At 49.0% G+C, this 24,525-nt stretch carries 19 protein-coding genes; 8 read left to right on the top strand and 11 right to left on the bottom strand.

Annotation, left to right across the window (positions count from 1 at the left end):
• Positions 1 to 32 precede the first annotated feature (32 nt).
• The 3 genes from KEF85_RS14240 (at position 33) to KEF85_RS14230 (ending at position 1,490) form a co-directional block, all read left to right on the top strand.
• Positions 33 to 287: a hypothetical protein gene (locus KEF85_RS14240; RefSeq protein ID WP_215581702.1), complete on the top strand. Its 255-nt coding sequence runs from the start codon at positions 33 to 35 to the stop codon at positions 285 to 287.
• A 460-nt stretch (positions 288 to 747) separates the two neighbouring features.
• Positions 748 to 1,218: a MarR family winged helix-turn-helix transcriptional regulator gene (locus KEF85_RS14235; RefSeq protein ID WP_215581700.1), complete on the top strand. Its 471-nt coding sequence runs from the start codon at positions 748 to 750 to the stop codon at positions 1,216 to 1,218.
• Between the two features lie 107 nt (positions 1,219 to 1,325).
• Positions 1,326 to 1,490 carry a Txe/YoeB family addiction module toxin gene (locus KEF85_RS14230; protein WP_215581698.1) on the top strand — a complete coding sequence of 55 codons (165 nt, stop codon included), beginning with the start codon at positions 1,326 to 1,328 and terminating at the stop codon, positions 1,488 to 1,490.
• Between the two features lie 131 nt (positions 1,491 to 1,621).
• On the opposite strand, the gene KEF85_RS14225 is transcribed toward KEF85_RS14230, so the two are convergent.
• The 3 genes from KEF85_RS14225 to KEF85_RS14215 are packed head-to-tail and all read right to left on the bottom strand — an operon-like array spanning position 1,622 to position 3,820.
• On the bottom strand, positions 1,622 to 2,851 hold the full coding sequence (locus KEF85_RS14225; protein WP_215581696.1) for a metallophosphoesterase: 1,230 nt from the start codon (positions 2,849 to 2,851) through the stop codon (positions 1,622 to 1,624).
• A complete protein-coding gene (locus KEF85_RS14220) occupies positions 2,841 to 3,218 on the bottom strand; it encodes a DUF3106 domain-containing protein (protein WP_215581694.1) in 378 nt (125 codons plus the stop codon). The genes KEF85_RS14225 and KEF85_RS14220 overlap by 11 nt, the downstream gene beginning before the upstream one ends.
• 14 nt (positions 3,219 to 3,232) lie before the next feature.
• The gene (locus KEF85_RS14215; RefSeq protein ID WP_215581692.1) at positions 3,233 to 3,820 is read right to left on the bottom strand and encodes an RNA polymerase sigma factor; all 588 of its coding nucleotides are present in this window, start codon (positions 3,818 to 3,820) and stop codon (positions 3,233 to 3,235) included.
• 275 nt (positions 3,821 to 4,095) lie between these two features.
• Between KEF85_RS14215 and KEF85_RS14210 the strand changes: the two genes are divergently transcribed.
• Positions 4,096 to 4,479, top strand: a complete 384-nt coding sequence (locus tag KEF85_RS14210; protein ID WP_215581690.1) for a Rieske (2Fe-2S) protein — start codon at positions 4,096 to 4,098, stop codon at positions 4,477 to 4,479.
• Between the two features lie 80 nt (positions 4,480 to 4,559).
• Here the strand turns inward: KEF85_RS14210 and KEF85_RS14205 are convergent, their stop codons facing one another.
• The 5 genes from KEF85_RS14205 to KEF85_RS14185 all read right to left on the bottom strand — a co-directional run bounded on the left by KEF85_RS14205 (position 4,560) and on the right by KEF85_RS14185 (position 13,837).
• Entirely contained in the window at positions 4,560 to 6,815 is a 2,256-nt protein-coding gene (locus tag KEF85_RS14205; RefSeq protein ID WP_246534960.1) for a tetratricopeptide repeat protein, read from the bottom strand.
• A 116-nt stretch (positions 6,816 to 6,931) separates the two neighbouring features.
• A complete protein-coding gene (locus KEF85_RS14200; RefSeq protein WP_215581688.1) occupies positions 6,932 to 9,433 on the bottom strand; it encodes an arylsulfatase in 2,502 nt (833 codons plus the stop codon).
• Between the two features lie 14 nt (positions 9,434 to 9,447).
• A complete protein-coding gene (locus tag KEF85_RS14195; RefSeq protein WP_215581686.1) occupies positions 9,448 to 10,116 on the bottom strand; it encodes a VPLPA-CTERM sorting domain-containing protein in 669 nt (222 codons plus the stop codon).
• A 528-nt stretch (positions 10,117 to 10,644) separates the two neighbouring features.
• Positions 10,645 to 13,146, bottom strand: coding sequence for an arylsulfatase (locus tag KEF85_RS14190; protein WP_215581684.1), 2,502 nt, complete (start codon positions 13,144 to 13,146; stop codon positions 10,645 to 10,647).
• Between the two features lie 13 nt (positions 13,147 to 13,159).
• Entirely contained in the window at positions 13,160 to 13,837 is a 678-nt protein-coding gene (locus tag KEF85_RS14185; protein ID WP_215581683.1) for a VPLPA-CTERM sorting domain-containing protein, read from the bottom strand.
• Between the two features lie 678 nt (positions 13,838 to 14,515).
• Between KEF85_RS14185 and KEF85_RS14180 the strand changes: the two genes are divergently transcribed.
• The gene (locus KEF85_RS14180) at positions 14,516 to 16,858 is read left to right on the top strand and encodes an alpha-amylase family glycosyl hydrolase (RefSeq protein ID WP_215581681.1); all 2,343 of its coding nucleotides are present in this window, start codon (positions 14,516 to 14,518) and stop codon (positions 16,856 to 16,858) included.
• Positions 16,859 to 16,867: 9 nt separating this feature from the next.
• Here KEF85_RS14180 and KEF85_RS14175 read toward each other — a convergent pair whose 3' ends face one another.
• The 3 genes from KEF85_RS14175 to KEF85_RS14165 form a co-directional block, all read right to left on the bottom strand.
• Positions 16,868 to 17,344 carry an amine oxidase gene (locus KEF85_RS14175; RefSeq protein ID WP_215581679.1) on the bottom strand — a complete coding sequence of 159 codons (477 nt, stop codon included), beginning with the start codon at positions 17,342 to 17,344 and terminating at the stop codon, positions 16,868 to 16,870.
• Between the two features lie 2 nt (positions 17,345 to 17,346).
• The gene (locus KEF85_RS14170; RefSeq protein ID WP_215581677.1) at positions 17,347 to 18,141 is read right to left on the bottom strand and encodes a symmetrical bis(5'-nucleosyl)-tetraphosphatase; all 795 of its coding nucleotides are present in this window, start codon (positions 18,139 to 18,141) and stop codon (positions 17,347 to 17,349) included.
• A 417-nt stretch (positions 18,142 to 18,558) separates the two neighbouring features.
• Complete coding sequence (locus KEF85_RS14165; protein WP_215581675.1) at positions 18,559 to 19,131, bottom strand: hypothetical protein; 573 nt, start codon at positions 19,129 to 19,131, stop codon at positions 18,559 to 18,561.
• A gap of 612 nt (positions 19,132 to 19,743) precedes the next feature.
• Between KEF85_RS14165 and KEF85_RS14160 the strand changes: the two genes are divergently transcribed.
• Genes KEF85_RS14160 through KEF85_RS14150 form a run of 3 tightly spaced genes read left to right on the top strand, consistent with a single transcriptional unit; the run spans position 19,744 to position 24,370 of the window.
• The gene (locus tag KEF85_RS14160; RefSeq protein ID WP_215581673.1) at positions 19,744 to 21,279 is read left to right on the top strand and encodes a phytoene desaturase family protein; all 1,536 of its coding nucleotides are present in this window, start codon (positions 19,744 to 19,746) and stop codon (positions 21,277 to 21,279) included.
• 2 nt (positions 21,280 to 21,281) lie between these two features.
• On the top strand, positions 21,282 to 22,874 hold the full coding sequence (locus KEF85_RS14155) for an aldehyde dehydrogenase family protein (RefSeq protein ID WP_215581671.1): 1,593 nt from the start codon (positions 21,282 to 21,284) through the stop codon (positions 22,872 to 22,874).
• Positions 22,875 to 22,876: 2 nt separating this feature from the next.
• A complete protein-coding gene (locus KEF85_RS14150; protein WP_246534959.1) occupies positions 22,877 to 24,370 on the top strand; it encodes a phytoene desaturase family protein in 1,494 nt (497 codons plus the stop codon).
• Positions 24,371 to 24,525 lie beyond the last annotated feature (155 nt).

Raw genomic sequence — 24,525 nt, 5'->3', positions numbered from 1 at the left:
TTAAGGGCTTCCAATCTATAGCATTCATACCTATGCTGAATCTAGCTGCTGTTCTCTCCGTACCTTTAGCCGCTTTCATCGCTGCTGTGGAGAGCAATGCGGACAAGGAAGTGGTTGCCGATTTGGTCAGCACTGCCAAACAACAGCAAAAAGACATCGAGAACAATGATCTCGAAGTTAAACGCCAGCAAGCCGGCAAACGCTTGAATAACGCATGGAAAGCCGCCAGGGAAGGCGATTTGCAATTGGCTGGTACATCCGCTGAAAATCTTGGAAGCGGAACGTAAGTGGAGCGAAGATTTTTAGTCCCCGATAGGCGTAGCGCCGGGCGGGTTTTCGAAGCGAAGCGGAGAAAACCTGCAAGGCATCGCGAAACGCCGTCAAGTCACTTGGAGCCGAAGTTCCGATCCCCTTGTTGGGTCGGAACGAGGTGAGGAGGACGAATCGGGGCCGCCGGAGGCATTAGCGGTCGCGTAATTTTTGCCGCTTGTTGGGGCTGGGATGCCCCTAAACAAGCTTTCGCAAAAATAGCGACTCACTGAACTGAAAGAGGCTTTGGCTCGCTATGAAGAAATGCAAAAAATTTACATCGCCAACCACTAAGCCATAATCAACCATGCTGGCTGATGCATTGATCAGCCAGCATATTAGTAATATATGATATGTATGGCAAGCTGTAAGGTTTATCTTGAGGGCTGGATGGCTTAGCGTTATCATAAGGTTCTAGTTAGAACAATATTTAAAATTATGACATCGCCTGCAACATTTCCAGCCGTATTACGCCAGTTACTACGCACACACCAAGTATTTCTGTCATATGCGGCTAGGCACGTTCATGCGCTTGATTTAACTTTGCCTCAATACGATGTAATTATTACCTTAGGCAATACTTCGGGTATGCCGCTCAAGAAGCTCGGTGAAGAAACTTTGATTACCAAAGGCACGCTAACAGGGGTTGTCGGTCGTCTGGAGGATAAGGGGATTGTAGAAAGATTAGCTTCAAAAAAAGACGGACGCAGCCAAATAGTCCGTTTAACCGAAGCGGGACGCGCTATATACGAACAAACCTTCCCAGACCATTTGATCCATATCAATCGATTGTTCGATGCTTATGCCCCTGAGGAAGTCTCAAGGTTGGAAGCGGATTTGGTACGTCTGAATCAAGCGGTCATCACTGCCCGCGGCGAGGGTATTGAAAAGCTTGCTGATGGATTTTAGGTGTATGTCGCTTGATTGGCTTATAAATCTTTTTTCGAATTCTCCGATGGCCCCGATCTGTCCGTTTCACTTTGACCCGACAAGGGGGGGCGAAACTTTAGTTTCGTATGATTCAAACCTTGAGCTGCCATTATGAAGGCATTGGTAAGCCTGAACTATTAAAGCATGGCCTCGCTGGTGACTGGTCGCGCCGAATTGATGATGAATATAGAATTGTTTATAAGCATCAGGACGAAGCGATTTTGATTGCCCAACTTCGTTATTACTATTAGTTGATGAGTTGGCATAAAACCTAGGGTATTGTTTAATGGTTTACGGAAAAAACCAAGCAGCAAAGAAAACCGTCAGAGAGCATTCCCCACTAAATACTCTGTTACGAAACTTTCATATATGCTGCAGCCTATCAAGCGGCTTGATCTTGCGGTTGCTGTGCTCTGCTTGCCGGGTCGGGGATCAGTCGCAATAACGTAATCTCGGATGGCGCGCCAAAGCGTTTGGGCGGTCCCCAGTAGCCGGTTCCCCGGCTGGTATAAACCCAAAGCCTGCCAAGCCGATGCAGTCCGGCTGTGAATGGCTGTTGCAGGAAGACAAACAGATTCCACGGCCAGAATTGCCCACCATGGGTGTGTCCGGACAGTTGCAGATCAAAGCCAGCCGATGCCGCTGCAGGAGCCGAACGTGGCTGGTGGGCCAGCAATATCCTGGGGATGCCTTCCGGGCTGCCGGCCAGCGCTGCTAAAGGATCGCTTCGTTGGGCAAGGTCAAACAAATGTGCGCTGTAATCCGTTATTCCTGCAACGACCATGCGTGCGCCGCCGTGTTCGATGACCACATGTTCGTTTATCAGGCCCCTGAGACCCAAACGCTGGAATTCTGCCATCCAATTCAGGGCACCCGAATAATATTCATGATTGCCGGTGACGACAAAGGCACCATGCCGCGCCCTAAGTCTTGCCAAAGGTGCGGTATGAGCCGAAAGTTCGAGCACCCCACCATCGACTATATCGCCGGTAATAGCGATAAGGTCGGCATTCAAGCTGTTGACGCGATCGACGATGGCTGCAACGTAATCGCCCTTGATCGTTGGTCCAACATGAATGTCGCTAAGCTGAACGATGGTGAAACCGGCCAGCGGCATCGGCAAACCGGCCAGCGGGATATCGATGCGGACCACCTGCGCTACCCGCCGCGCATTGACGAAACCGATCACGGTCAACAGCGCTGCGGCCACCAGAACGGCCGCCGCCGTTGAGCCGGCCAGCGATGGCGTCTGCGCTATAAGCAAAAACACATCGCGCAGCAGCGTTAGCACCAAAACTGAGGAAAACAGCCCCATGACCAAGGAACTTGCCCAACTGATTCGGTCGGCCATCGAATGGCTCGGAACTAAAAAACGGGCAAACATTCCCAAAGGTATCAGCAACGCGGACAGGCCCAGCAGCAGCCCACCCACCACCGTCCCCGGCATGCCGATGGGCAGCGCCGGCAGCAAGCGCCAGCCTATGTAGGCATGAAGTCCAATCAGGATCGGCATGACGGTCAGTGCAAAGCGGCGCAGTCGTCTGGACAAATCGGCTGATGCTCTGGCTTGTGGCGTTTCCGGCTGCCCGGCCAAATTTGTGTTATTCGCCATGATGTGTCGGGCTACCTACCGTTTTATCTTCAGCTTTATCCGAGCGGCACCAGTGGCCCCAGCGGCTTTTGAAATGGCCTTTCAGTTGTTCCCGCTCTTCCGGGGTCATGCTTTCCCAATGTTGGCGGCGTTCCTTCCAGCGGCCATGAGCGTGGCAGCCGCCAAACAGGATTTTGCTCAGCAGTAAAATACCCAGGGCCTGAAAATAGCCGATTTGCCGCGCCCCAACAAACAGCTCCGGCATCAACCAGTTCCACAGCAGCATCACCAGCAAGCCTAAGGCGGCAATACCTGTGACTATCAGCAGTGCGATCTTGAAACACCTTGACTTACATGCCGGAGTGTCGTTTGAACAGTTCGTTTTCAATTTTGTTTCCTTTATCATGAAAGCTCATCATAGAGCGGTTGCAGCCGCGTGCGCAGATGCAGTACGGCCAGTCTTTTCCATCCCAGTAGGGTATTTAGGTTTTCCCCGCTTTGAACGGCCAGCTCCTTGAAGCTAAGTCCGTCCAATTCATGGGCAATGAATACCTCGCGTTGTCTGGCGGGCAACTCATCCAACGCCATTGAGATTGCCTCCAGCAACATGGCTCGCGCAACGCTGGCTTCCGGCCCGCTATCCAGGGCCGGTAGAGCCTGATCAAGCCAATAGCCCTCTTCGCTATCCTCCGCCTCCGGGAATGGTTGCTCGCGTTTCTTGCGGAACCGGTCAATAATGCGATTGCGGGCTACGCGGAACAACCAGGCGCCTACCTGTTCAATCGGTTCCGGCAAGCGGTAGGCCTCGACCAGCTCGAATAACACCTCTTGCAAGATGTCTTCTGCGTCTTCGGGATCAGGTACGCGTTGGCGAATGAAGCCACCCAGCCGCCCGCTTTCCCGGACTATGGTTTCGGTAAGATGCCGGTTCTGTTCAGTCATCAGCGTCTGCAGGTCATAGCCAGATCGATCGGTCAGTGATGTATTCATACTTGTGTAGACGAATCATAAGCCCGAATATTGTGGATGAGAGAAAATATATTTGGGGAGATTAGTGGTTGATCAATATTACTTTGACGGAAGCATACAAATGGAAGTGCCGACTCTGGATGCGCATCGTTCGCCGTATCCGTCAAAACAAGATTGGTCGACTACTAGTGGTTTGCCAATGATATATTGATGGCTGAGCTTTACCCATTTGGCAGCGCGGTGTCCTGTCGGAGGACGCCGTGAAGAGAAGAGACAGTCAATTATGAGTCAATATCATGTCAGTTAAAAAAAATGAGCCGGTGGCAATATGCCGTGGCGTAGATGTTCCAGAATTCGGTAAATATGGGTTCACGATACTGCAGCAGGGTGAACGGCGCGAGGCCATCTTGATTCGGTTTAAAGGCACGGTCTACGGCTATTTGAATCAATGCGTACACATGCCCAAAACCCTGGACTGTGAAGATGGCAATATTTTTGACGAAACCAGCCGGTATTTACAATGTTCTATGCATAAAATCTGTTACGACCCGACCAGCGGTGCATCCATCAGCGAGCTGTGTTCCGGAAAAAAACTCACTGCCTTAAAAGTAAAAGAACAAGGTGAATGGGTATATTGGCTGGATAAAAAAGCGATAAGTAGGATTGACCGCTTGCTTTAAACGATAGCGTAGGGTTTGGTTTAGGTCCATCAGGCATCATGTTGCCGATCATCCTTGACCGGCAACTGTCATTCTTGCAATTACTTTTTATGACCTGCCAATTGCTGTTTAAGATCCTTCAGCACCAAGTCACCCGGTGCATTTTGCAAACCAATTGCCACTACTGTCTGTGCTTCGGCGGTTCGTCCGGCGCTATGCAAGGCTAAAGCATAAACATAACGGAAGTGGGTATCTGCGGGGGCAAGTTCCGTGGCATTTCTCAATGAGATCAGCGCATCGGCCAGATTTTTCTGCCGTATGCGCAGTAAACCCAGGCTATGATGCAGTGCCGCTGCTTTGGGTTGCAGGGCCAGACCATCCAATAATACTTTTTCACCTTCAGTATCCCGACCGGTTTGGCGATAAAAATCACTTAGATTGATGTAAGCCGGTACCCAGCTTGGATCGAGCGCTAGCGCCTGGCGGAAGCTTTGTTCTGCGCCTTTGGCGTCACCGTTTGCCGCGTAGAAATTGCCAAGGTTAACCAGTGAGCCGGGCTGATCGGCATTTAGTTTTTGCGCGGCCAGATAATCGGCACCGGCTTGCTGGAGATCGGTTTTTTCATTGGCCGGCAACTGTTCCGTTGGCGTACCGGTCAGTGCTTCTGCAGCCAGCGCGCGTATTACCCGTAGCGGATCACGCAATAACTGGTGACTGGCCTGCCAGCGTTGCTCAACCGGTAAGGGGTCTAAAGCTTCCAGAGCGCCGGCCCGCACCAACGGATCTTTATCAGCCAAGGCTTCTGCCAGCAACGGAAAGGTTTCTTCCGTCAGTCTGCGGCGCAGTTCTGATACGGCTGTTGCTCTGGCAATACCGGGTTGATCCTGGTCACGAATTAAGGCTACTAACTTTGTATCGGCATCGACGGCACCGACCCGCGCAGCGTGCAAGGCTTCGGCATAATGCTGATAGCCTTGCGGCTCGTGTCCTAGCCAGCGTTTCAACTGTTTTGCAGCCCAAGTAGCTTGTTTGTCTGTGTGGCAATTGACGCAGGCGTTAGGTGTGCCAAATTTCACTGAAAGATCGGGGCGGGGAATACGAAAGCTGTGGTCATGGCGGGTATGTACCACCATATAATCCTTGGTAGGCATATGGCAATCCACGCAATTGGCACCCTTGGTTCCGGTTTTGTGAAAGTGATGTTTTTCGGAGTCATATTTATTAGCCTGGTGGCATTGCAAGCATACGCCATTGCCTTCTGCTCGAAGTTTTAAGCTATGTGGTTCATGGCAATCGCTGCAGCTGACGCCGGCTTGGTGCATTTTGCTTTGCAGGAATGATCCATATTCATAAACCTCACCATCAATCTGGCCATCGGCATGATATAGCGTTTCACGCAATAATCCAGGAAGATGGGTATCCAAAAGTGGTTCACCCTTTTGATCATAGGTAAATAATTGGCCGCGCCGGGAATGGCAACGGGCGCAAACTTCAATTTCTTTGCTGGTGGTGCGTGGCTCACTACGATTTGCATTATCCGAACCAGGGGCGAATCCCCAGTTAACGCCATGATGTTCATCCAATTTAAATGTCAGACCTTTTTTAACATCATCGGCTGGATTCCGGTCTTTGGCTTGTGCCCAATCCACATGACCCGAGCCGGGTCCATGGCAAGCTTCGCAGGCTACATTGATTTCAGCCCACTGGGTATTGTATGTTTGACTTGCTTGGTCATAATTCTTTTCCAATTTGGTCGAATGGCATTCGGCACACATATAATTCCAGTTTTGCGACGGCTTGGTCCAGTGCAATTCATCAGTATGGTCGATTTTTTCGTTTGGATAGAGATGAAACCAGTGCTGTCCACCCTGTGCGGCCGACCTGCTATCCCAGGCAATTGACAGTGCCTGCAGCCGCCCACCGGGTAATTCCAGTAAATATTGTTGCAGCGGTGAGACGCCGAATGTGTATTTAACTTCAAATTCAGTTAGCTTGCCGTCTGTGCCATCGGTTTTGACAAAATAATGGCCATCACGACGGAAGAATTGGGAAACAACGTCATCTTTCTTGAATTCAGCCTGATTAAAATCGCCGAGCACTGTGCGTTCATTGGCTTCCTGCATGGCGAGATCATGGTGAGAACCTTGCCAGTGTTTGGTCTGATCTGCATGACAGCCACTACAAACCGCTACGCCGACAAATTTCGGCTCTGATGGCAGTGTTTGTGAGATGGGCGGTGTGATGAGGCCTTTTGATACAGGCTGGGAGGATTGTTTCGCTAACCAGTTGTACCCGGCAATGGCTATCAGGGTAGTCGCCAGCACCAGAAACAATGCCGATCTATATTGTTTTTTCACCAAAGAATCTCTCTTTATTAAAGCAGGAAAGTATAGAACACAAAACAAGAAGAAGGCCGAGCCAGCCTTGCGGCTGACTCGGCCTTCCCAGTCAAGTTTAAATTAACCGGACACTATCAGGGTTGAGAAACGCCTGGTGTGACGGTAACTTGACTAATGGTACCTGTATAGGGAAATGTGCCGTATTTGTTATACAGCGTCCATGAAACAGGGGCGCGGCGATCCAAACCGACATCAAAACCATCCAGCGGAGCAGCGAAAAATGAAGGCAAACTCACCAGCCAGGGCGATAATTGCCCTGAAACAGATGTGCCATTCACGCTAAGTGTGGCCAAACCGTTGCCACTTGCTATACTGGTTTGGGCGCCCGCTGTAAAACTTAAGGTGATGTTCTGTGTGCCCGGTGTCAATGGAATCGGACTCAGGCTGTTTGGCACACCGAAAGCAACATTTTGCAGAATCAGGTTGCCGTTTTCGATATACAGCACCAGGCCTAAATCATCGCCGCCTTCCGCAAAAATCACACCTTTATTGCCGGCGTTATAATTAACTGTGGCATTGATGGTGTAGTTTCCTGCTGAATGAACCGTTGCCGCTGTGGCAGTTCCATAAGGGTTCCAGTAAGGCGAAATCAGTGGAGTAATTGCAAACTGATCCACCCATGCGCCTTGGCTTACGGTTATGGGTTGAATCCGATTGGCAAGATATGCCGGCTGCTTGGCGGTAAGAACCGCAGACCCGCCCTGAAACAGCGGATAAACCTGATGTGCCCATGCCGCCGTGGTGAAAGCACTATCCAAAGCGGTCACTTGCGATGGATTGGCCGATGCCAGATTTTGGGTTTCGGAGAAATCCTGATTCAGATCGTAGAGTTGCCATTCGCTAGCCGAGAAGGCTGTTCCCGCGGTATGTTGGGTCACTGCGTACCAGGCATGTGTGCCATCGTTCAGATAATAACCCCGGTTGCCGGCCAGTTCAAAGTATTGCTGAGTATGTTGCTCCGCTGCTGTGGCCGGGTTGCTGCCATCCAACAGATAGCGGAAGCTGGTGCCTTCGATGGGTTTGGTCGGTATGCCGTTGTAAACAGTTGGATTTTGAATGCCAACGATATCCAGCAGGGTGGGAGCAATATCCGTAACATGCGTGAACTGGGTGCGAATATTACCGTTGTCGGCAATATGACCCGGCCAGGACACGATTAAAGGCACCCGGCGTCCACCGCCGATGGTGTCTTGCTTATAACCACGGAACGGCGTGTTGGACACCGTGGCCCAGCCCAGTGGATAGTGTGGTGAAGTTTGTGGGCCGCCTATTTGCGCCTCACGGGTTTCATCGAAAGCCACATTGGTGTTGCCGGCCAGGAGTAAAGTTTCCAGGGCTATAGTGGTACCATTCAAGCCGCCTTCCTGAGAGCCGCCGTTATCGGATGCAAACACGATAATGGTATTATTCAGCTGCCCGGAGCTTTCCAGATAATTGTAAAGTTGGCCAAAGCTGCGATCCAGGGTGGCTACCCAGGCGGCATACGCTTCCTGATAACGGGTGAACAGTTGCTGCTTATCGCTGGGCAGTGCGCTCCAGGAAGAGACGCCGGGATTAAGTGGCGGTAAGGTGGTGTTGGCTGGAATCAAACCGGAGCTAAGCTGCTTTTGATAACGGGCTTGACGGATGGCATCCCAACCGGCTGAATACTGGCCTTTAGCATGTACAGCGGCTAATAGATCCGGATCCGGATTTAAGGGCGCATGGACGGCATTATCGGCAAAATACAGGAAGAAAGGTTTATTCGGATTGGCCGTTTTCGCCGCCTTAACATAAGAAATAGCTTTGCTGGCCCACAGATCGGAGGTATTGAAACCGTTAGGATACTGATTGACCTGGACTCTGCTGTTGCCGTCGTAGATCAGGTCTGGATGTTGCGGATGCGTTTCGCCGCTTAAAAAACCATAAAATTTATCGAAGCCGCGTTGTAGAGGCCAGGAAGTGTATGGACCGTCTTTTGATCTATCCGCCAACTGAGTCAAATGCCATTTGCCGGTAGCAATCGTGGTATAGCCGTTCAGATGCAGGGTTTCCGCCAGAGTGACGGCATTTTGCTGAATTTCGCCGGCATAGCCTGGGTAACCCGGATTAGAATCCGCTACAAAGCCTACACCTGCTGAATGACCATTGATGCCGGTCAACAAGGCCGCACGGGTCGGTGAGCACAACGAGTGGGTGGTATAGTTGCGGAACCGCAAGCCGTTATTCGCCAATTTGTCGAGGTTAGGGGTGGAAATCTCCGAACCGAATGAGCCCAGATCCGAATAACCCAAGTCGTCTGCCAATACCACCACAATGTTAGGTGCGCCGGCCGGTGCATTGTTGGCTGCGGGCGGATTGGGTACCGCCGGTGTTCCCTGAGGCGTCGGGGTCGGCCACCACGGCGTTGATGCGCCTGCGGCAGGTGCAACGGTGCCGCCGAATCCATAATAGGCTGCGGTAGACGGATCTGCTGCTGATGCCACACCTGATTGGCTGCTCAGCGCAACGATACCCAGTAACAAAGGCAATAAGCGGGGTGATGATGTCACGACTAGCGTGGTGGTGCGCTCTCGCGCAGGTTTTTTAATAAACATAAAGCCTCCCTGTTTTAAGCCTGATTAACATTAGAAAAAGTGTGCCGACGTCTCAGTGCACTTAGCGCGCCGACCGCGGTAGCGAAAAACCAAGCGGCTCCCGGCAGAGGCACGGCTGTGACGCCGCTAATCTGCAATTGGTAAGGGTCGTTAATCAAATTTTGTGCAGGATCACCCGCGTTGGCATAGACCTGAAAGCTATTAGCATTAAACTCAGTTGCCACGCCAGTGCCTGTGGTGTCGGTGGTATAAGACCAGCCGGCGCTGCTGTCATCAGTCGCAGACACTTCTATCCAATAACGGGTATTCGCCGCCAATTGAATAGGGGTAGACTGGGCAAAATCGACAGTGGTGGGGGTATAAGCTGACAAACTGGTATCGCTGATAGTACCCAGGGTTGCCAATAAACTGCCAAGTGACGCGTCGCTGTCACTGAACAGAGAAACGGTCACCGTACCGCTGGTGCTAGCGTCATTACTGGTTAGCGCTAGTTGGAGATCTGTCAGTGAAAACGGGTTGGCGCCGGTTGAAAACGAATCTGCCAGTGGGCCGAAATTGGCGTTTGAAACAAGATTGAATCCGGCGGAAACTGCACTTAGACTGTCATATATCGTATCCGCATTGGCATTTATGGCGATAGGCAATAAAGCCAGGCCAAACAAATATTTCTTCGTGAATTGCATGATTTAATACTCCATTTAAGTAATATGCGGCAAAAAATTCGCATTAATCATGCCAAATGAAGGATCGAGGCCGGCAAACCACGGCTAATAGTTTTTAATGGTATTGAAGTTTAATCTGTTTTGTAAGCTAAGCAGCTGATAATGAATGTTAAATATTAGATATTCTTTTATGCTTTTATCATAAAAAAAGTTAATCGATTAATGAAACTTGTTGCCGCATCAATATCCGAAGTACTCCAAAATTGGTTTGACTGCGGATATGCCAACACCTATTCAGCAATATGTGGTATTAAAATAGCAAAGTGCCGAATACCATTTAGAGTCTAAAAATACTAGGCATAGCAGATTACGGTAATATCGGTAGGTCAACCTGGTTTAGAAAATGCGTTCTCATTGCTTATCCTTATATTAAGAAGTCTTTGCATGAGTACTTGCCTGGAAAGTGTGGAATAGAAAATAAGAAGAAGGCCGAGCCAGCCTTGCGGTTGACTCGGCCTTCCCAGTCAGGTTTAGCTTAACCGGACACTATCAGGGTTGAGAAACGCCTGGTGTGACGGTAACTTGACTAATGGTACCTGTATAGGGAAATGTGCCATATTTGTTATACAGCGTCCATGAAACAGGGGCGCGGCGATCCAAACCGACATCAAAACCATCGAGTGGTCCGCCAAAATCAGACGGTAAGCTAACCAGCCAGGACGGCAGTTGTCCTGAAACGGATGAGCCGTTGACAGTAAGCGTTGCCAAACCATTGCCGACGCCTAGTCCAGTTGGAGCACCCGCTGTAAAATTTAACGAAATGTTCTGTGTGCCCGGTGTCAATGGAATCGGATTCAGACTAGTGGGAACACCGAAAGCAACATTTTGCAGAATCAGGTTACCGTTTTGGATATACAGTACCAAGCCTAAATCATCCCCGCCTTCCGCAAAAATTATGCCTTGATTACCGGCGTTATAATTAACTGTGGCGTTGATGCTATAGTTCCCTGCTGTGTGTATAGCGCCTGCTGCCGTGCTGCCGTATGGGTTCCAATAGGGTGAGATCAGCGGCAGGATAGTGGATTGATCCACCCATGCGCCTTGGCTTACGGTTATGGGTTGGATCCGGTTTGCCAAATAAGCTGGCTGTTGAGATGTAGAAATAGCTGTGGATCCCTGGAATAGTGGATAAACCTGATGCGCCCATGCCGCCGTGGTGAAAGCACTATCCAAAGCGGTCACTTGTGACGGATTGGCTGATGCCAGATTTTGGGTTTCGGTAAAATCCTGATTCAGATCGTAGAGTTGCCATTCGCTAGCCGAGAAGGCTGTTCCCGCGGTGTGTTCGGTCACTGCGTACCAGGCATGTGTGCCATCGTTCAGATAATAACCCCGGTTGCCGGCCAGTTCAAAGTATTGCTGAGTATGTTGCTCCGCTGCTGTGGCCGGGTTGCTGCCATCCAACAGATAGCGGAAGCTGGTGCCTTCGATGGGTTTGGTCGGTATGCCGTTGTAAACCGTCGGATGTTGAATACCGGCGATGTCCAGCAGGGTGGGAGCAATATCCGTAACATGCGTGAACTGGGTGCGAATATTACCGTTGTCGGCAATATGACCCGGCCAGGACACGATTAAAGGCACCCGGCGTCCACCGCCGACTGTTTGTTGCTTATAGCCACGGAACGGCGTGTTGGACACCGTGGCCCAGCCCAGTGGATAGTGTGGTGAAGTTTGTGGGCCGCCTATTTGCGCCTCACGGGTTTCATCGAAAGCCACATTGGTGTTGCCGGCGAGGAAAAGAGTTTCCAGGGCTATAGTGGTACCATTCAAGCCGCCTTCCTGAGAGCCGCCGTTATCGGATGCAAACACGATAATGGTATTATTCAGCTGCCCGGAGCTTTCCAGATAATTGTAAAGTTGGCCAAAGCTGCGGTCCAGGGTGGCTACCCAGGCGGCATACGCTTCCTGATAACGGGTGAACAGTTGCTGCTTATCGCTGGGCAGTGCGCTCCAGGAAGAGACGCCGGGATTAAGTGGCGGTAAGGTGGTGTTGGCTGGAATCAAACCGGAGCTAAGCTGCTTTTGATAACGGGCTTGACGGATGGCATCCCAACCGGCTGAATACTGGCCTTTAGCATGTACAGCGGCTAATAGATCCGGATCCGGATTTAAGGGCGCATGGACGGCATTATCGGCAAAATACAGGAAGAAAGGTTTATTCGGATTGGCCGTTTTCGCCGCCTTAACATAAGAAATAGCTTTGCTGGCCCACAGATCGGAGGTATTGAAACCGTTAGGATACTGATTGACCTGGACTCTGCTGTTGCCGTCGTAGATCGCATCCGGATGTTGTGGGTGGGTTTCAGCGTTTAAAATGCCGTAAAACTTATCGAAGCCGCGTTGCAAAGGCCAAGAGTTATAAGGACCATCTTTGACCCGGTCAGCAACTTGGGTCAAATGCCATTTGCCGGTAGCAATCGTGGTATAGCCGTTCAGATGCAGGGTTTCCGCCAGAGTGACGGCATTTTGCTGAATTTCGCCGGCATAGCCTGGGTAACCAGGGTTAGAGTCTGCGATAAACCCCACACCTGCCGAATGACCATTGATGCCGGTCAATAATGCCGCACGGGTCGGTGAGCACAACGAGTGGGTGGTGTAGTTGCGGAACCGCAAGCCGTTATTCGCCAATTTGTCGAGGTTAGGGGTGGAGATTTCCGAACCGAATGAGCCTAGATCCGAATAACCCAAGTCGTCTGCCAACACCACCACAATGTTAGGTGCTCCAGCGGGCGCATTGTTGGCTGCCGGCGGATTGGGCACCGCCGGTGTACCCTGAGGCGTAGGGGTCGGCCACCAGGGTGTTGATGCGCCTGCGGCAGGTGCTACGGTACCGCCGAATCCATAATAGGCTGCCGTTGACGGATCAGCCGCTGCTGTCACACCTGATTGGGTGCTAAGTGCAACGATACCAAGCAATAATGGCAATAAGCGCGGTGATGAGGTCACGACTAGCGTGGTAGTGCGCTCTCGCGCTGGTTTTTTAATAAACATAAAGCCTCCCTGTTTAAGCCTGATTAACATTAGAAAAAGTGTGCCGGCGTCTCAGTGCGCTTAGAGCGCCGATCGCGATTGCGAAAAACCAAGCGGCTCCCGGTAGTGGTACCGCTGTGACACCGCTAATCTGTAATTGGTAGGGATTGTTAATCAGTGCTAGCGCTGGATCACCCGCGTTGGCATAGACCTGAAAGCTATTGGCATTAAACTCAGTTGCCACCCCGGTTCCAGTGGTATCGGCGGTATAAGACCAGCCTGCGCTGCTGTCATCAGTCGCCGACACTTCTATCCAATAACGGGTATTCGCCGCCAATTGAATAGGGGTAGACTGGGCAAAGTCGACAGTGGCTGGTGTATAAGCTGACAAGCTGGTATCGCTGATAGTGCCCAGGGTTGCCAATATACTGCCAAGTGAGGCGTTATTGTCACTGACCAGGGAAACGGTCACCGTACCGCTAGTGCTAGAGTCATTACTGGTTAGCGCCAGTTGGACATCGGTCAGTGAAAAAGGGTTGGCGCCTGTCGAAAACGAATCTGCCAATGGACCGAAATTGGCGTTTGAAACAAGATTGAATCCGGCAGAAACTGCGCTGACAGCACTTAGACTGTCATATATCGTATCCGCATTGGCATTTATGGCGATGGGCAATAAAGCCAGGCCAAACAAATATTTCTTGGTGAATTGCATGATTTAATACTCCATTTAAGTAATATGCGGCAAAAAATCCGCATTAATCATGCCAAATGCAATATTAAAACCAGTCAAAAGCGGTCGATAGCATTTTAAAGCTATCGAGGATCAATATGATGGCTTGGAGTAACTAACTGATAATAAAATTAAACATAGTCTGTTTTCTGTTAGTGCTTATCATGAAAAAAAGTTAATCAGGTTAATGAAAGCCGTTGCCTTATCAATATCAGCAGTAGTCAAAAACTAGTTTAACTGCGGATATATCAACAGCTATTCAGCAATATGTGGTATTAAAATAGCAATATAAAAATTATCTGAAATAATGCTGCTCGTATGATCATTATTTCTTAAGTAATTGACTAACTCAAATGCTATTAATTAATACTTGTTATCAATTGCAGCTAGCTTCTTTAGTGTGCGTCCAGAAAAGTGTTGACACACACATTAGGCAGGATAACAATTACCAAAACAATGCCATTAGTTCTGCCGCTATCAGCAAAATATCAGACCAGATAACGCAATGCTCTTAACCAAATTTGAGGAATCAATATGGCAACGCAGGCAATTGAGTTTCAATTTTTGACGGGTTTAAAGAGATCTATTTTTCGCAACCCGCGTCTTTTCGGAAGCTGGGATGTTAATGGCCGTTACTCAGACAATTGGACTGAGTCTGTTATGCAGGAAGTGCTTGGCGAGGATGGCTGTCCTATGTTCACGACATCACTTGCGTTTGAACTTGCTGATCAGAGTAAGACTTTTAAGTGGGGGGTGGTGCTTGATGGTCCTCAGGGCAGTAATTTTTGGGGTGTTCCTACTGAAATTCAAGATGTAAATTCGGTTGATCGCTATCGTCTGTTTACTCTAAATAACGCGCAGTCAACTCAAATTGAACGCTATTATTTCACTAACTTACGTTGTTTAGGGGCTAATAAATACTATCTAGGCGGTAGTAGTGTTCCCAGCTTGCGCTTTGGTGTTTGGGCACCTAATGCGCTAGGTGCAGAGGTGGTATTTGGTTCATTAGATAATGGTTATATTGCCGATGATGGTTCCGGGATAGATTCTGCTCAGCCGGTTATTTCGCTTAGCCGTATGCCTGACGGTGTATGGCTAAGCCAGCCGGTGCTAAATTTTGAGCAGTTCAAAAGCTTACCTTATATGTATCGTATTTTGAACGGCCAAAATAATCCGGTTTACCGGACAGATATTTTTTCGCGCAGCCAGATTGGCAAGGGGGCTGTGAATCCGGCTAATGATCAAACCTGGTCCGGTAGTGCTGATAGCCTGTCTGGAACAGTTAGTTGCAGTGTAATTATTGACCCGGATGTAATCCGCAGAAACTTCGCCTCCACATCACCAGGAAATGAACCTGATCTAATTCCGGCAGAAGAATTTTGGGCTACTGAGTTTACCCCAGGTTTAGCTGTGCCTACCCGGTTGGAGGACATCGTTATTTATGAATTGCATGTCGGTGCTTTGGGGTTTGGTAAATCAGAGCCTGGCGATTTATCCGATGCGATCAGTTTTTTGGATCATCTGGTCGCTCTTGGAGTAAATGCTGTCGAACTACTGCCACTGGCCCAGTTTTCCAGCAATATTGGCTGGGGTTATGGTGACACACATCATTTATGTGTTGAATCAAGCGCTGGAGGGCGTGACAAATATCGTCATTTTGTCCGTGAATGCCATAGACGCGGTATTGCGGTAATACAGGATGTGGTCTACAACCATTATGATGGTAATGCTGATCGGGCCGAGTGGCAATACGATTCAACCGATCACGTACAAAATATTTATTACTGGTATGAAGGGCTGCCAAGCGATTATCCTGCTTATGAACAAGCTGCACATGATCCGTCATTACCCCCAGATAAACGGCCCGCTGCTGGTCAGGGTGGCTATATTGATAATGGTTCTACCGGTTATACGCCGCGCTTTTGGGAAGAAAAAGTTCGGCAGCAATTTACCAGCGCCGCCGCCTTTCTGATTGAGGAAATGCATGTTGACGGCTTGCGTGTGGATTTGACTCAGGCTATTCATCAGGACAGCTGGCTACACGCGGATGGACGCTTGATCAATAATGCCAGGGTTTTCGGACAAAAATTTCTGCGTGAATGGAGTCGGACCCTGCGAATGATTCGGCCAACAGTTATGCTGATTGCCGAAGATTACACCTTTCAGGATTTTGTAACCAAATTGCCGGCTCAAGGTGGCCTGGGGTTCGATGCAGTGTGGGATATGAATTTTTACCACAGCTTGGTTGGTGACGCGGATGGCGGCAGCGGTCATGCGCGATTGCTGAAACAGGCCGGTTATGGCTGGAATGATCCGCTCCAGATGGATAGTTTTTCCGGTGAATTGTATGCCAGTCAATATGGAAAAATTGTCTATCAGGAATCGCATGACGAAGCGGGTAACGACAAAGGTTCTGTACGAACCTTGGTGGTGGCTGTCAATTATGTCCCGCTTATCGGTGCGACCCGAGTTGCTGCTGAAGCGCGTAGCCGGGTATGTTTTGGCTTGTCTCTACTTTCTGCCGGTACCCCCATGTTCTTTATGGGGGAAGAGATTGGCGCGCAAAAACCCTATACCTATGATCATTTTCTGGAGAATCGGGAAGACATACTCGGCGAACGAGTCGGAAACGGACAATGGCTGTTTCGGTTTTATCAGGATTTGATCAGCCTTAGTCGCCGCTTTCAGTCTATCAGGAGCCGTAATATTGATATTCTCTACCAGTCCAATAATGATCGCCTGATTGCTTTTAAACGTTGGGACGGTGACGAGCAGATTATTATCGTAGCAAGCTTTAATAATATTGCCTTTAGTAATGGTTATGTCATTCAGAAAGATTTAATGGCAATTCCGGATGCGAGCTGGCGTGAGGTATTGAATAGCGATGCAAGTGTTTATGGCGGACAAAATATTGGAAATTATGGTGCCGCCATCGCTTCCAACCAAGGTCTACTCAATATCGTGGTTCCTGCCAGCGGTTTTGTTGTTTTTGTCAAACAATGATATCCCGGTTTAATGGCGATGCTCTGGCCGGCATTCCAGCAGGTAAGCGTTGGCGGTTAAGGCAAAACTTTGCCAAAGTTCGGCTATGTCGCGTTTAACGGCATTGACATAGGCTTTGTCCGGCTTATGTTCATCCGGGAAATTGGAGAGTGCGCAAGAGGTGCGATGCTTGTCGACCACAAATAGTAAAAATTCATCAACAAAACCGTCAAATGTAGCCAGCACTTGTCGAGTTAATTCAGAATAACCCCGATTGACTGGGGTAAGGCTGCTGTCAAAGTTTAGGCTGATTAACTGAGCCAAGGCCTGATCATAACTCTGAGCTAATACCAATAACACATTACGCTGAAAACAGTTTTGCCATTGCTGACTGGATAAATCCGCAGCCAGTTGCTGTTGATACTGATGTTTCATGCTGAGTTTAGCTTTGGCCAGATAGTCGTTAAACCCGGCAAGTGCAGCGTTGTTGATAGTTTGATGGGGCATTTCTACTCCTGGTCGGCAAAGATGAGGGTTGGCATGGCAGACAATTTCAAAGCCGCTGGTTTGCCGTGTGCCGGTAAGGGATAAATGCCTGGATAATGTGTATCGTTAAAATTGGCTTCATCAGCAAAAATAATTTGCAAATGGCTGGTCTGCCGCTCCGTTTGCCTATACCATGGCCTTAAACCGACCGGCTGCTTGTGGAGAGGGCCTGTGGCACTGAAGTCCAGTTTGCCGTTTTGTTGGCAATATTTCATCAGGGTATAGGCGTTGGTAATGAAGTTCAGACGTTTCCAGCCTCTAAGCTTGGCATGCCAGCCGGTTTGATCCTGACGTCTGTTTTCCAGAAAACTGGCAAAATTGCTGCCGGAAAGCACTGATTCCACTTCATAGGCAAAGGTCAAGGCTTGGCTGAGGGTCCATGCTCCTGGAATGCCGGCATGTGTCAGTGTAAAGTTAAGTTTGGCATCGTGATGGATTAGGGCTCTTTGCCGTAACCACTTTAATAGTGCATCCCGATCTGGCGCAGTCAGGATTTCACTGAAGGTATCGGCAGCATCTGCAGATAAAAAACCGCTGGCTATGCTTAATAAACGTAATTCTTGAGGGCCTAAAATCGTAATGGCCTGTTTGCCCAGATTCTTCACAAATCGTAGTATCTCCAGTGAGTCTGGCCCGGTATTGATCAGGTTTCCACAAAACCACAAGTAATCCAGTTCAGGATTGAAGTTGATTTTATCAAGCAAGCCCACTAGCGAGGCATAGTCGCCTTTTACACTGCTTATGGCGTATATCGGCATAATATTTAGTTTAGGGTTAGGTTACCTACAGAATTAATGATTTTGTATCAAGTTTGATGCCAGTCTGAGCCACGGAATGCCAAGAAAATAACCATTTTGGCAAGGCTGTATCAACTAGTTGAATGGTAAGGATAAATTTCTGTAAAGCTGGCGAGGGAAATTAATGTTGATGCCCATCAGTAGCATTTTGCCGGCAGTGGCATGAATTTAGGCAAACAAAATCAGGGAGATTGTTGTTAAGCTGACAGACAAAAAAGATCAGCTAGGCAGAGCGGAGATAGAGCAACACTTAGGCTTTTCAGTATCAGATGTTGTGCAAATAAAAATGGGTACTGAGCAGGATGCCCACACAGTACCCTTAGTCTGGCAGATTTTCAGTCTGTTATGCTAAGTAAAGTTTCTGATTGTTCAGAATTACTATTCGCATTTGTTTTCAGCAGCGCCGCAGCATTCAGCCATTTCACCGCCATGTTTTTTGCAGTGTTCGGTTCCGCATTGGTGAGCAGCACCGCCTGTGTGTTTGGCGCAATGGCTGGGTTTGCAATGACTTGCGGCTTCGGCTTCATGATGCGCACAGTGTTCAGCGCCGCAAGCGTGTGCTTTGGCGGTAGTTTCTTCAGAGCAATGTTGGGCACAAACCTGATCTTTTTGGCCAGGATGCTCGGCACAATGGCTGGCGCAGTCATGTTCTGCAACTGCTTTGTGCTCACAATGTTTCAGACACACCTTGCCTTTTTTACCCTTGTGGGTAGCGCAATGTTTGATGCAATCATGGCCGCCGTCCTCGGCTTGGTGGTGTTTGGCACAGTGTTCAGTTGGTGTTGGGATTTCGGTCTTTGGAGCAACAGCTGCAGTTTGCTCAGTAGGCGTGGATGGAGTGCTGGCTGCGGTGGGTTCTACAACCGGTTCGCTGACAGGTGCGGTTTCGCAACCTGACAGAGCCAGCAATGTTGGCAAAGCAATGGCAATCAGTAATTTATGTATTTTCATAGTAATTTTTATTGTGTAGTTGTAGACAGGGTTAAGATTTTATTGCGGTTATCTAAACTATACAATCAAAATTAATTATAAAACTACGTTTAATTAATAAATATCAGCTAGTTTAGTGGCATTTAGCATTTTTTTATTAAATTATTGGTATATTTTGATAATTATTCGATATAAAGCCTTGTTTAGGCGTGGTGTGGAAGAGAAAGTGGCAGGGCTAGACTGAAGTCAGACGCGCACCGAATCTCCTTTGCTAGAGTTACAAGCTATGCTGTTTGGCTTTAACAATGCTTGTTTTGCGGTTTGGCCGGTTTTGTGGGATTATTCAAAACGAATTGTCTGTCACCTAGTGTTTACAATTCCAGTCGTCGACCAATCTTATTTTGACGGATAATTGGTAGGATGCGCATCACTCGCGCACGATGCGCCTTCAGAGTCGGCACATCCTCTGGTGCTGCCGTCAAAGTAATGTTGGTCAACCACTAGCTTAGTAGCCATTGGACAGATTTGCTCGGTAAGTCGCTGGTGGATTGGTCTATAGTGGATATTCAAGTCAGCGACAGTGGAAGTAATTAAATAATAAAAGCATTAAAATCAATAGATTATCCTCTTATCATGCCCAGTACCAAACATATTATCATTATAGGCGCGGGACCCGGTGGTTTAGGGGCGGGTATGCTGTTAAGCCGACGCGGTTTTAAGGTCAGCATTTTTGAAAATCATGCCGAAGTTGGCGGGCGGAACCGGGCTATCCGGCTGGGTGATTTTTGCTTTGATACCGGGCCGACTTTTTTACTTATGAAGGGGGTACTGGATGAAATGTTCAGTCTCTGTGGCAGACGCAGTGAAGACTATCTGGAGTTCTTGCCCTTGGCGCCCATGTACCGGCTAGTGTATGCCGATCAGGAGTTGTCGGTATTCTCTGATCGTGAGCGAATGCGTGCCGAACTAAACCGGGTTTTTTCTGAGGGGGGGGATGGTTATGAGCGGTTTATGGTTAAAGAGCGGCAGCGCTTTACCCGCTTGTATGCCTGCATTACTCGGGATTACTCGGCACTATCTGCGTTTTTGTCCTGGGATTTAATCCGGGCTTTGCCCTGGTTGGCGTTTCCTAAAAGTGTGTTTGCCAATCTGGGTCAATATTTTCATGCCGAGAAAATGCGCTTGGCATTTTGTTTTCAGTCCAAATATTTGGGCATGTCACCCTGGGATTGTCCGGCGCTGTTTACCATGCTGCCTTATCTAGAGCATGAATACGGTATTTATCATGTGGCCGGCGGCCTGAACCGGATTGCTGCGGCAATGGCCAAGGTGATTGCAGAAGAAGGTGGTACCATCCATACCAGCACTAGTGTCCAATCTCTGGTTATTCAGGATGGTGCCGTCAAAGGTGTCAAACTTGCCGATGGTAGCGAGGTTTTAGCGGATGAAGTGATCGTGAATGCCGATTTTGCCTATGCCATGAGCCATCTGGTAGAGCCGGGTGTGTTACGCAAATACAATCAGCAAGGGCTGCAGAAACTGGAATACTCCTGTTCTACATTTATGCTTTATCTGGGCTTGGATAAGCTTTACGATCTGCCGCATCACACCATTGTCTTTGCTAAAGATTATCATACCAATATCCGCAATATTTTCAATAATAAGCAGTTGAGCGCGGATTTTTCGTTTTATGTGCAAAATGCTTCGCTAAGCGACCCAGGTTTGGCGCCTGCCGGAAAATCGGCTTTATATGTGCTGGTGCCTATGCCCAATAACGATAGTGGTGTGGACTGGCAAACACATTGCAGCAGCGTGCGCGAACAAGTATTGGATACGCTTGGCGAACGTCTGGGTTTGAAGGATATTCGTGAGCATATCGAAACCGAAAAAATTATTACTCCGCAAACCTGGGAAAGCGAGGAAAACGTCTACAAAGGTGCTACCTTCAGCCTGTCGCATAAATTCAGTCAAATGTTGTATTGGCGACCACGTAACCGCTTTGAGGAATTACAAAACTGCTATCTGGTTGGCGGTGGTACTCATCCCGGCAGTGGTTTGCCGACAATATACGAGTCAGCGCGATTGTCTGCCAATTTAATCAGTAAAAAATATCAGGTGTCGTTTCAGGACATCAAAAAAAGCACTTGGCTGAAAACCAATAAGGCCTAATCATGGTAGAAATACAGGCAGTTTCGCCGCTTGACGGCAAGCTGCTCGGCAGTTTTGTCGGCAGCACGGAGCAGACCATCCAGCTTCAACTATTGGCCGCACGCAGCGCCGCTCAGATTTGGACGCAATATCCAGTGGCGAAACGGGCCAAAATACTGTCAGGTTTGCGGCCGATTTTGCTGGCTGAAAGTAAGGCAATTTGCACTATTATTATGCAAACTACCGGCAAGGTAGCAACTGAAGCCTTATTGGGTGAGATTTTTCCGGTACTGGATTTGTTGCGTTATTATGAAAAACACGCTGCGCAGATTTTAAGTTATCAACCGGTGTTTACTTCGCCATTTGCTTATCCGGGTGCGACTGCTGGGTTTAGCTGGCGGCCTTATGGCGTGGTAGCAGTCATTTCGCCGTGGAATTTTCCGTTTCAGTTATCGCTTGTTCCCTTGCTGACAGCATTGTTTGCCGGTAATGCGGTGATTTTGAAAGTGTCCGAATTGAGCTTACCGATAGGACAGCTGATTATAGATTTGTTGGCTCGCCTGGATTTGCCGAATGGGCTGGTGCAGTGGGCGGTAGGTGCCGGTGAGTGTGGGGCCCAATTAATTGATGCCGGGCCGGATTTGGTCTGTTTTACCGGTAGTTTGGCCACTGGGCGCGAAGTGATGCGGCGTGCCGCGACGCATCCGCTACCGGTACTGCTGGAAATGGGTGGCAAAGATGCCATGTTGGTGTTTGCCGATGCTTATTTGCTACGGGCCTGTGATGCCGCTTTATACGGTGCGTTCAGCAACAGCGGGCAGGTGTGCATTTCCACAGAGCGTTTATATGTCGAACAGACCTGTTATGCCGAATTTCTGGCCATGTTACTGGCTGGTGTAAGCAAACTTAAGGTCGGGGAAGGCACACAGGCTGATTTGGGTGCGATCAGCTCACCTGCCCAATTTGCGGTGATCGAAGCGCATTATCAGGATGCGCTGGCAAAAGGAGCCAAAGCCTCTGGGCCCTTGCTGGGCGACGGCAATTTCATCAGACCGGTGGTATTGTGGGATGTCAGCCATGACATGCTTATTATGCGTGAGGAAAGTTTTGCGCCTTTTTTGCCGGTAATGGCTTTTCAGACAGAAAATGAGGTGGTTAATCTGGCTAATGATAGCGAGTTTGGTTTGAACGTCAGTATCTGGAGTCAGGATTTGCACAAAGCCCAGCGCATTGCTGCACAATTGCAGGTAGGTAATTGGGTGATTAACGATGTTTTGAAAAACGCCGGTCATCCGCGTCTGCCGTTTGGCGGTGTCAAGAACAGCGGTTTTGGCCGTTATCATGGTGCGGAAGGCTTGCGCCAGTTCAGCTATCCGGTGTCGGGTCTTATCAGTCGCAGCCGGATAGCCCGAGAGCCGAACTGGTTTCCCTATACCGAACGCAGCTATCGGCAGTTAATGGGCTTTATGGATTTTGTTTATGGCTCTGACTCTCTTTACCGGCGTATCCGTCGCAATTGGCGGGTCTTACTGGCTTTCCGTGAATATTCGGCCATCAATATTGTCCAAGCATGGCAGAATCTAAAATTATTGTTGCCTTGGAAGCGGGATTATTAGTCATGAGTGATAAGCAAAATAAACGTATCGTTATTGTCGGCGGCGGGTTGGGTGGTTTGTCTGCCGCCATTTCTCTGGCGACCGAGGGTTTTAGGGTAGAACTGCTGGAAAAAAACGACAAAGTCGGCGGTAAACTGAATATTCTGGAAAAAGACGGTTTTACTTTCGATTTGGGACCATCCATTCTGACCATGCCGCATATCTTCAGAGAATTGTTCACCCGTGCTGGGCGTAATATGGACGATTACGTCAGCATTCAGCAGGTAGAACCACACTGGCGGAATTTTTTTGAAGACGGTACTACCCTGGATTTAAGCGGCGATGCCGAAGTCATGCGCCAGGAACTGCTTAAACTGGGGCCGGAAGCTGTCGGCGAATTTGAGCGGTTTATGGCTTATGCCAAACATCAAGGCCAAGAAACCGAAGTCGGTTATTTTGCCCAAGGCCTGGACAGTATCTGGGAGCTGTTGCGGTTCTATGGTCCCTTGCGCAGTCTACGCAGTTTCGATGTATTCCGCAGTATGGATCAAGGCGTGCGCCGGTTTATTTCCAACCCCAAACTGGTGGAAATATTGGATTATTTCATCAAATATGTGGGGTCTTCGCCTTATGACGCCCCAGCTTTGATGAATCTGTTGCCGTATATTCAGTTTGAATATGGTTTATGGTATGTCAAAGGCGGTATGTACGGAATGGCCCAGGCGATGGAAAAACTGGCGTTGGAGTTGGGTGTGCAGATACGCCTGAATGCGGAAGTCACCGCGATTGAATCAGCCGCAGGCCGAGCCACTGGCGTTCGACTTGTGGACGGTCAACACCTGGCAGCGGATATCGTGGTGTCCAATATGGAAGTCTTACCCGCTATGCGCGAGTTACTACAGGCCACTCCTGCCGAATTGAAAAAACTGCAACGCTTTGCCCCTAGTTGTTCCGGGCTGGTGTTGCATCTGGGCGTGAACCGCTTATATCCGCAACTGGCGCATCACAACTTTTTTTATTCCGATCAACCCAAACAACATTTTGATGCTGTGTTTCACAGTGGTCGATTGTCTGATGATCCGACCATTTATCTGGTGGCGCCGGTCAAAACTGATCCTACCCAGGCCCCGCCGGATTGCGAAATTATTAAAGTGTTACCGCATATTCCTCATCTTAATCCAGATCAACCGCTCAGCCCGGCAGATTATCTGGCCTTTCGTGACCGGGTGCTGGACAAGCTGGAGCGTATGGGTTTAACCGATCTGCGCAAACATATCGTCACCGAAGAATACTGGACACCTCATGACATTCAGGCCCGTTATTATTCCAATCAAGGCTCTATTTACGGTGTAGTGGCTGATCGTTATAAAAACCTTGGTTTCAAGGCTCCGCAACGCAGTAGCAAATTCAGCAATCTGTATTTTGTCGGCGGCAGTGTCAATCCCGGCGGCGGTATGCCGATGGTGACCTTGTCCGGCCAGTTGGTCAGGGATAAAATATTGGCAGATTTGCGGTAGTTGTTAGTTTGTAGTTAAACTATTGATACACCAATGTTATATTGAGGGATGAACTTTACCCATTGGCTGCCAGGACACCCCGGCAGCCAATCAAGCTAGCCGTCAAAATAAGATTGGCCGACTACTATGTGACCTTGATATTATTCGAGCAAAAT

Origin of the sequence: Methylomonas paludis (assembly GCF_018734325.1) — a bacterium.
GTDB classification, from domain to species: Bacteria; Pseudomonadota; Gammaproteobacteria; order Methylococcales; family Methylomonadaceae; genus Methylomonas; species Methylomonas paludis.
Note: the sequence above shows the minus strand (reverse complement) of the source record. Positions and strands in the feature narration are given on the sequence as shown.

Coding starts and splice junctions, on each gene's coding strand:
- KEF85_RS14240 (WP_215581702.1), top strand. CDS start 33: ATGCTGAATCTAGCTGCTGTTCTCTCCGTACCTTTAGCCGCTTTCATC.
- KEF85_RS14235 (WP_215581700.1), top strand. CDS start 748: ATGACATCGCCTGCAACATTTCCAGCCGTATTACGCCAGTTACTACGC.
- KEF85_RS14230 (WP_215581698.1), top strand. CDS start 1,326: ATGATTCAAACCTTGAGCTGCCATTATGAAGGCATTGGTAAGCCTGAA.
- KEF85_RS14225 (WP_215581696.1), bottom strand. CDS start 2,851: ATGGCGAATAACACAAATTTGGCCGGGCAGCCGGAAACGCCACAAGCC.
- KEF85_RS14215 (WP_215581692.1), bottom strand. CDS start 3,820: ATGAATACATCACTGACCGATCGATCTGGCTATGACCTGCAGACGCTG.
- KEF85_RS14210 (WP_215581690.1), top strand. CDS start 4,096: ATGTCAGTTAAAAAAAATGAGCCGGTGGCAATATGCCGTGGCGTAGAT.
- KEF85_RS14200 (WP_215581688.1), bottom strand. CDS start 9,433: ATGTTTATTAAAAAACCTGCGCGAGAGCGCACCACCACGCTAGTCGTG.
- KEF85_RS14195 (WP_215581686.1), bottom strand. CDS start 10,116: ATGCAATTCACGAAGAAATATTTGTTTGGCCTGGCTTTATTGCCTATC.
- KEF85_RS14190 (WP_215581684.1), bottom strand. CDS start 13,146: ATGTTTATTAAAAAACCAGCGCGAGAGCGCACTACCACGCTAGTCGTG.
- KEF85_RS14185 (WP_215581683.1), bottom strand. CDS start 13,837: ATGCAATTCACCAAGAAATATTTGTTTGGCCTGGCTTTATTGCCCATC.
- KEF85_RS14180 (WP_215581681.1), top strand. CDS start 14,516: ATGCAGGAAGTGCTTGGCGAGGATGGCTGTCCTATGTTCACGACATCA.
- KEF85_RS14175 (WP_215581679.1), bottom strand. CDS start 17,344: ATGCCCCATCAAACTATCAACAACGCTGCACTTGCCGGGTTTAACGAC.
- KEF85_RS14170 (WP_215581677.1), bottom strand. CDS start 18,141: ATGCCGATATACGCCATAAGCAGTGTAAAAGGCGACTATGCCTCGCTA.
- KEF85_RS14165 (WP_215581675.1), bottom strand. CDS start 19,131: ATGAAAATACATAAATTACTGATTGCCATTGCTTTGCCAACATTGCTG.
- KEF85_RS14160 (WP_215581673.1), top strand. CDS start 19,744: ATGCCCAGTACCAAACATATTATCATTATAGGCGCGGGACCCGGTGGT.
- KEF85_RS14155 (WP_215581671.1), top strand. CDS start 21,282: ATGGTAGAAATACAGGCAGTTTCGCCGCTTGACGGCAAGCTGCTCGGC.
- KEF85_RS14150 (WP_246534959.1), top strand. CDS start 22,877: ATGAGTGATAAGCAAAATAAACGTATCGTTATTGTCGGCGGCGGGTTG.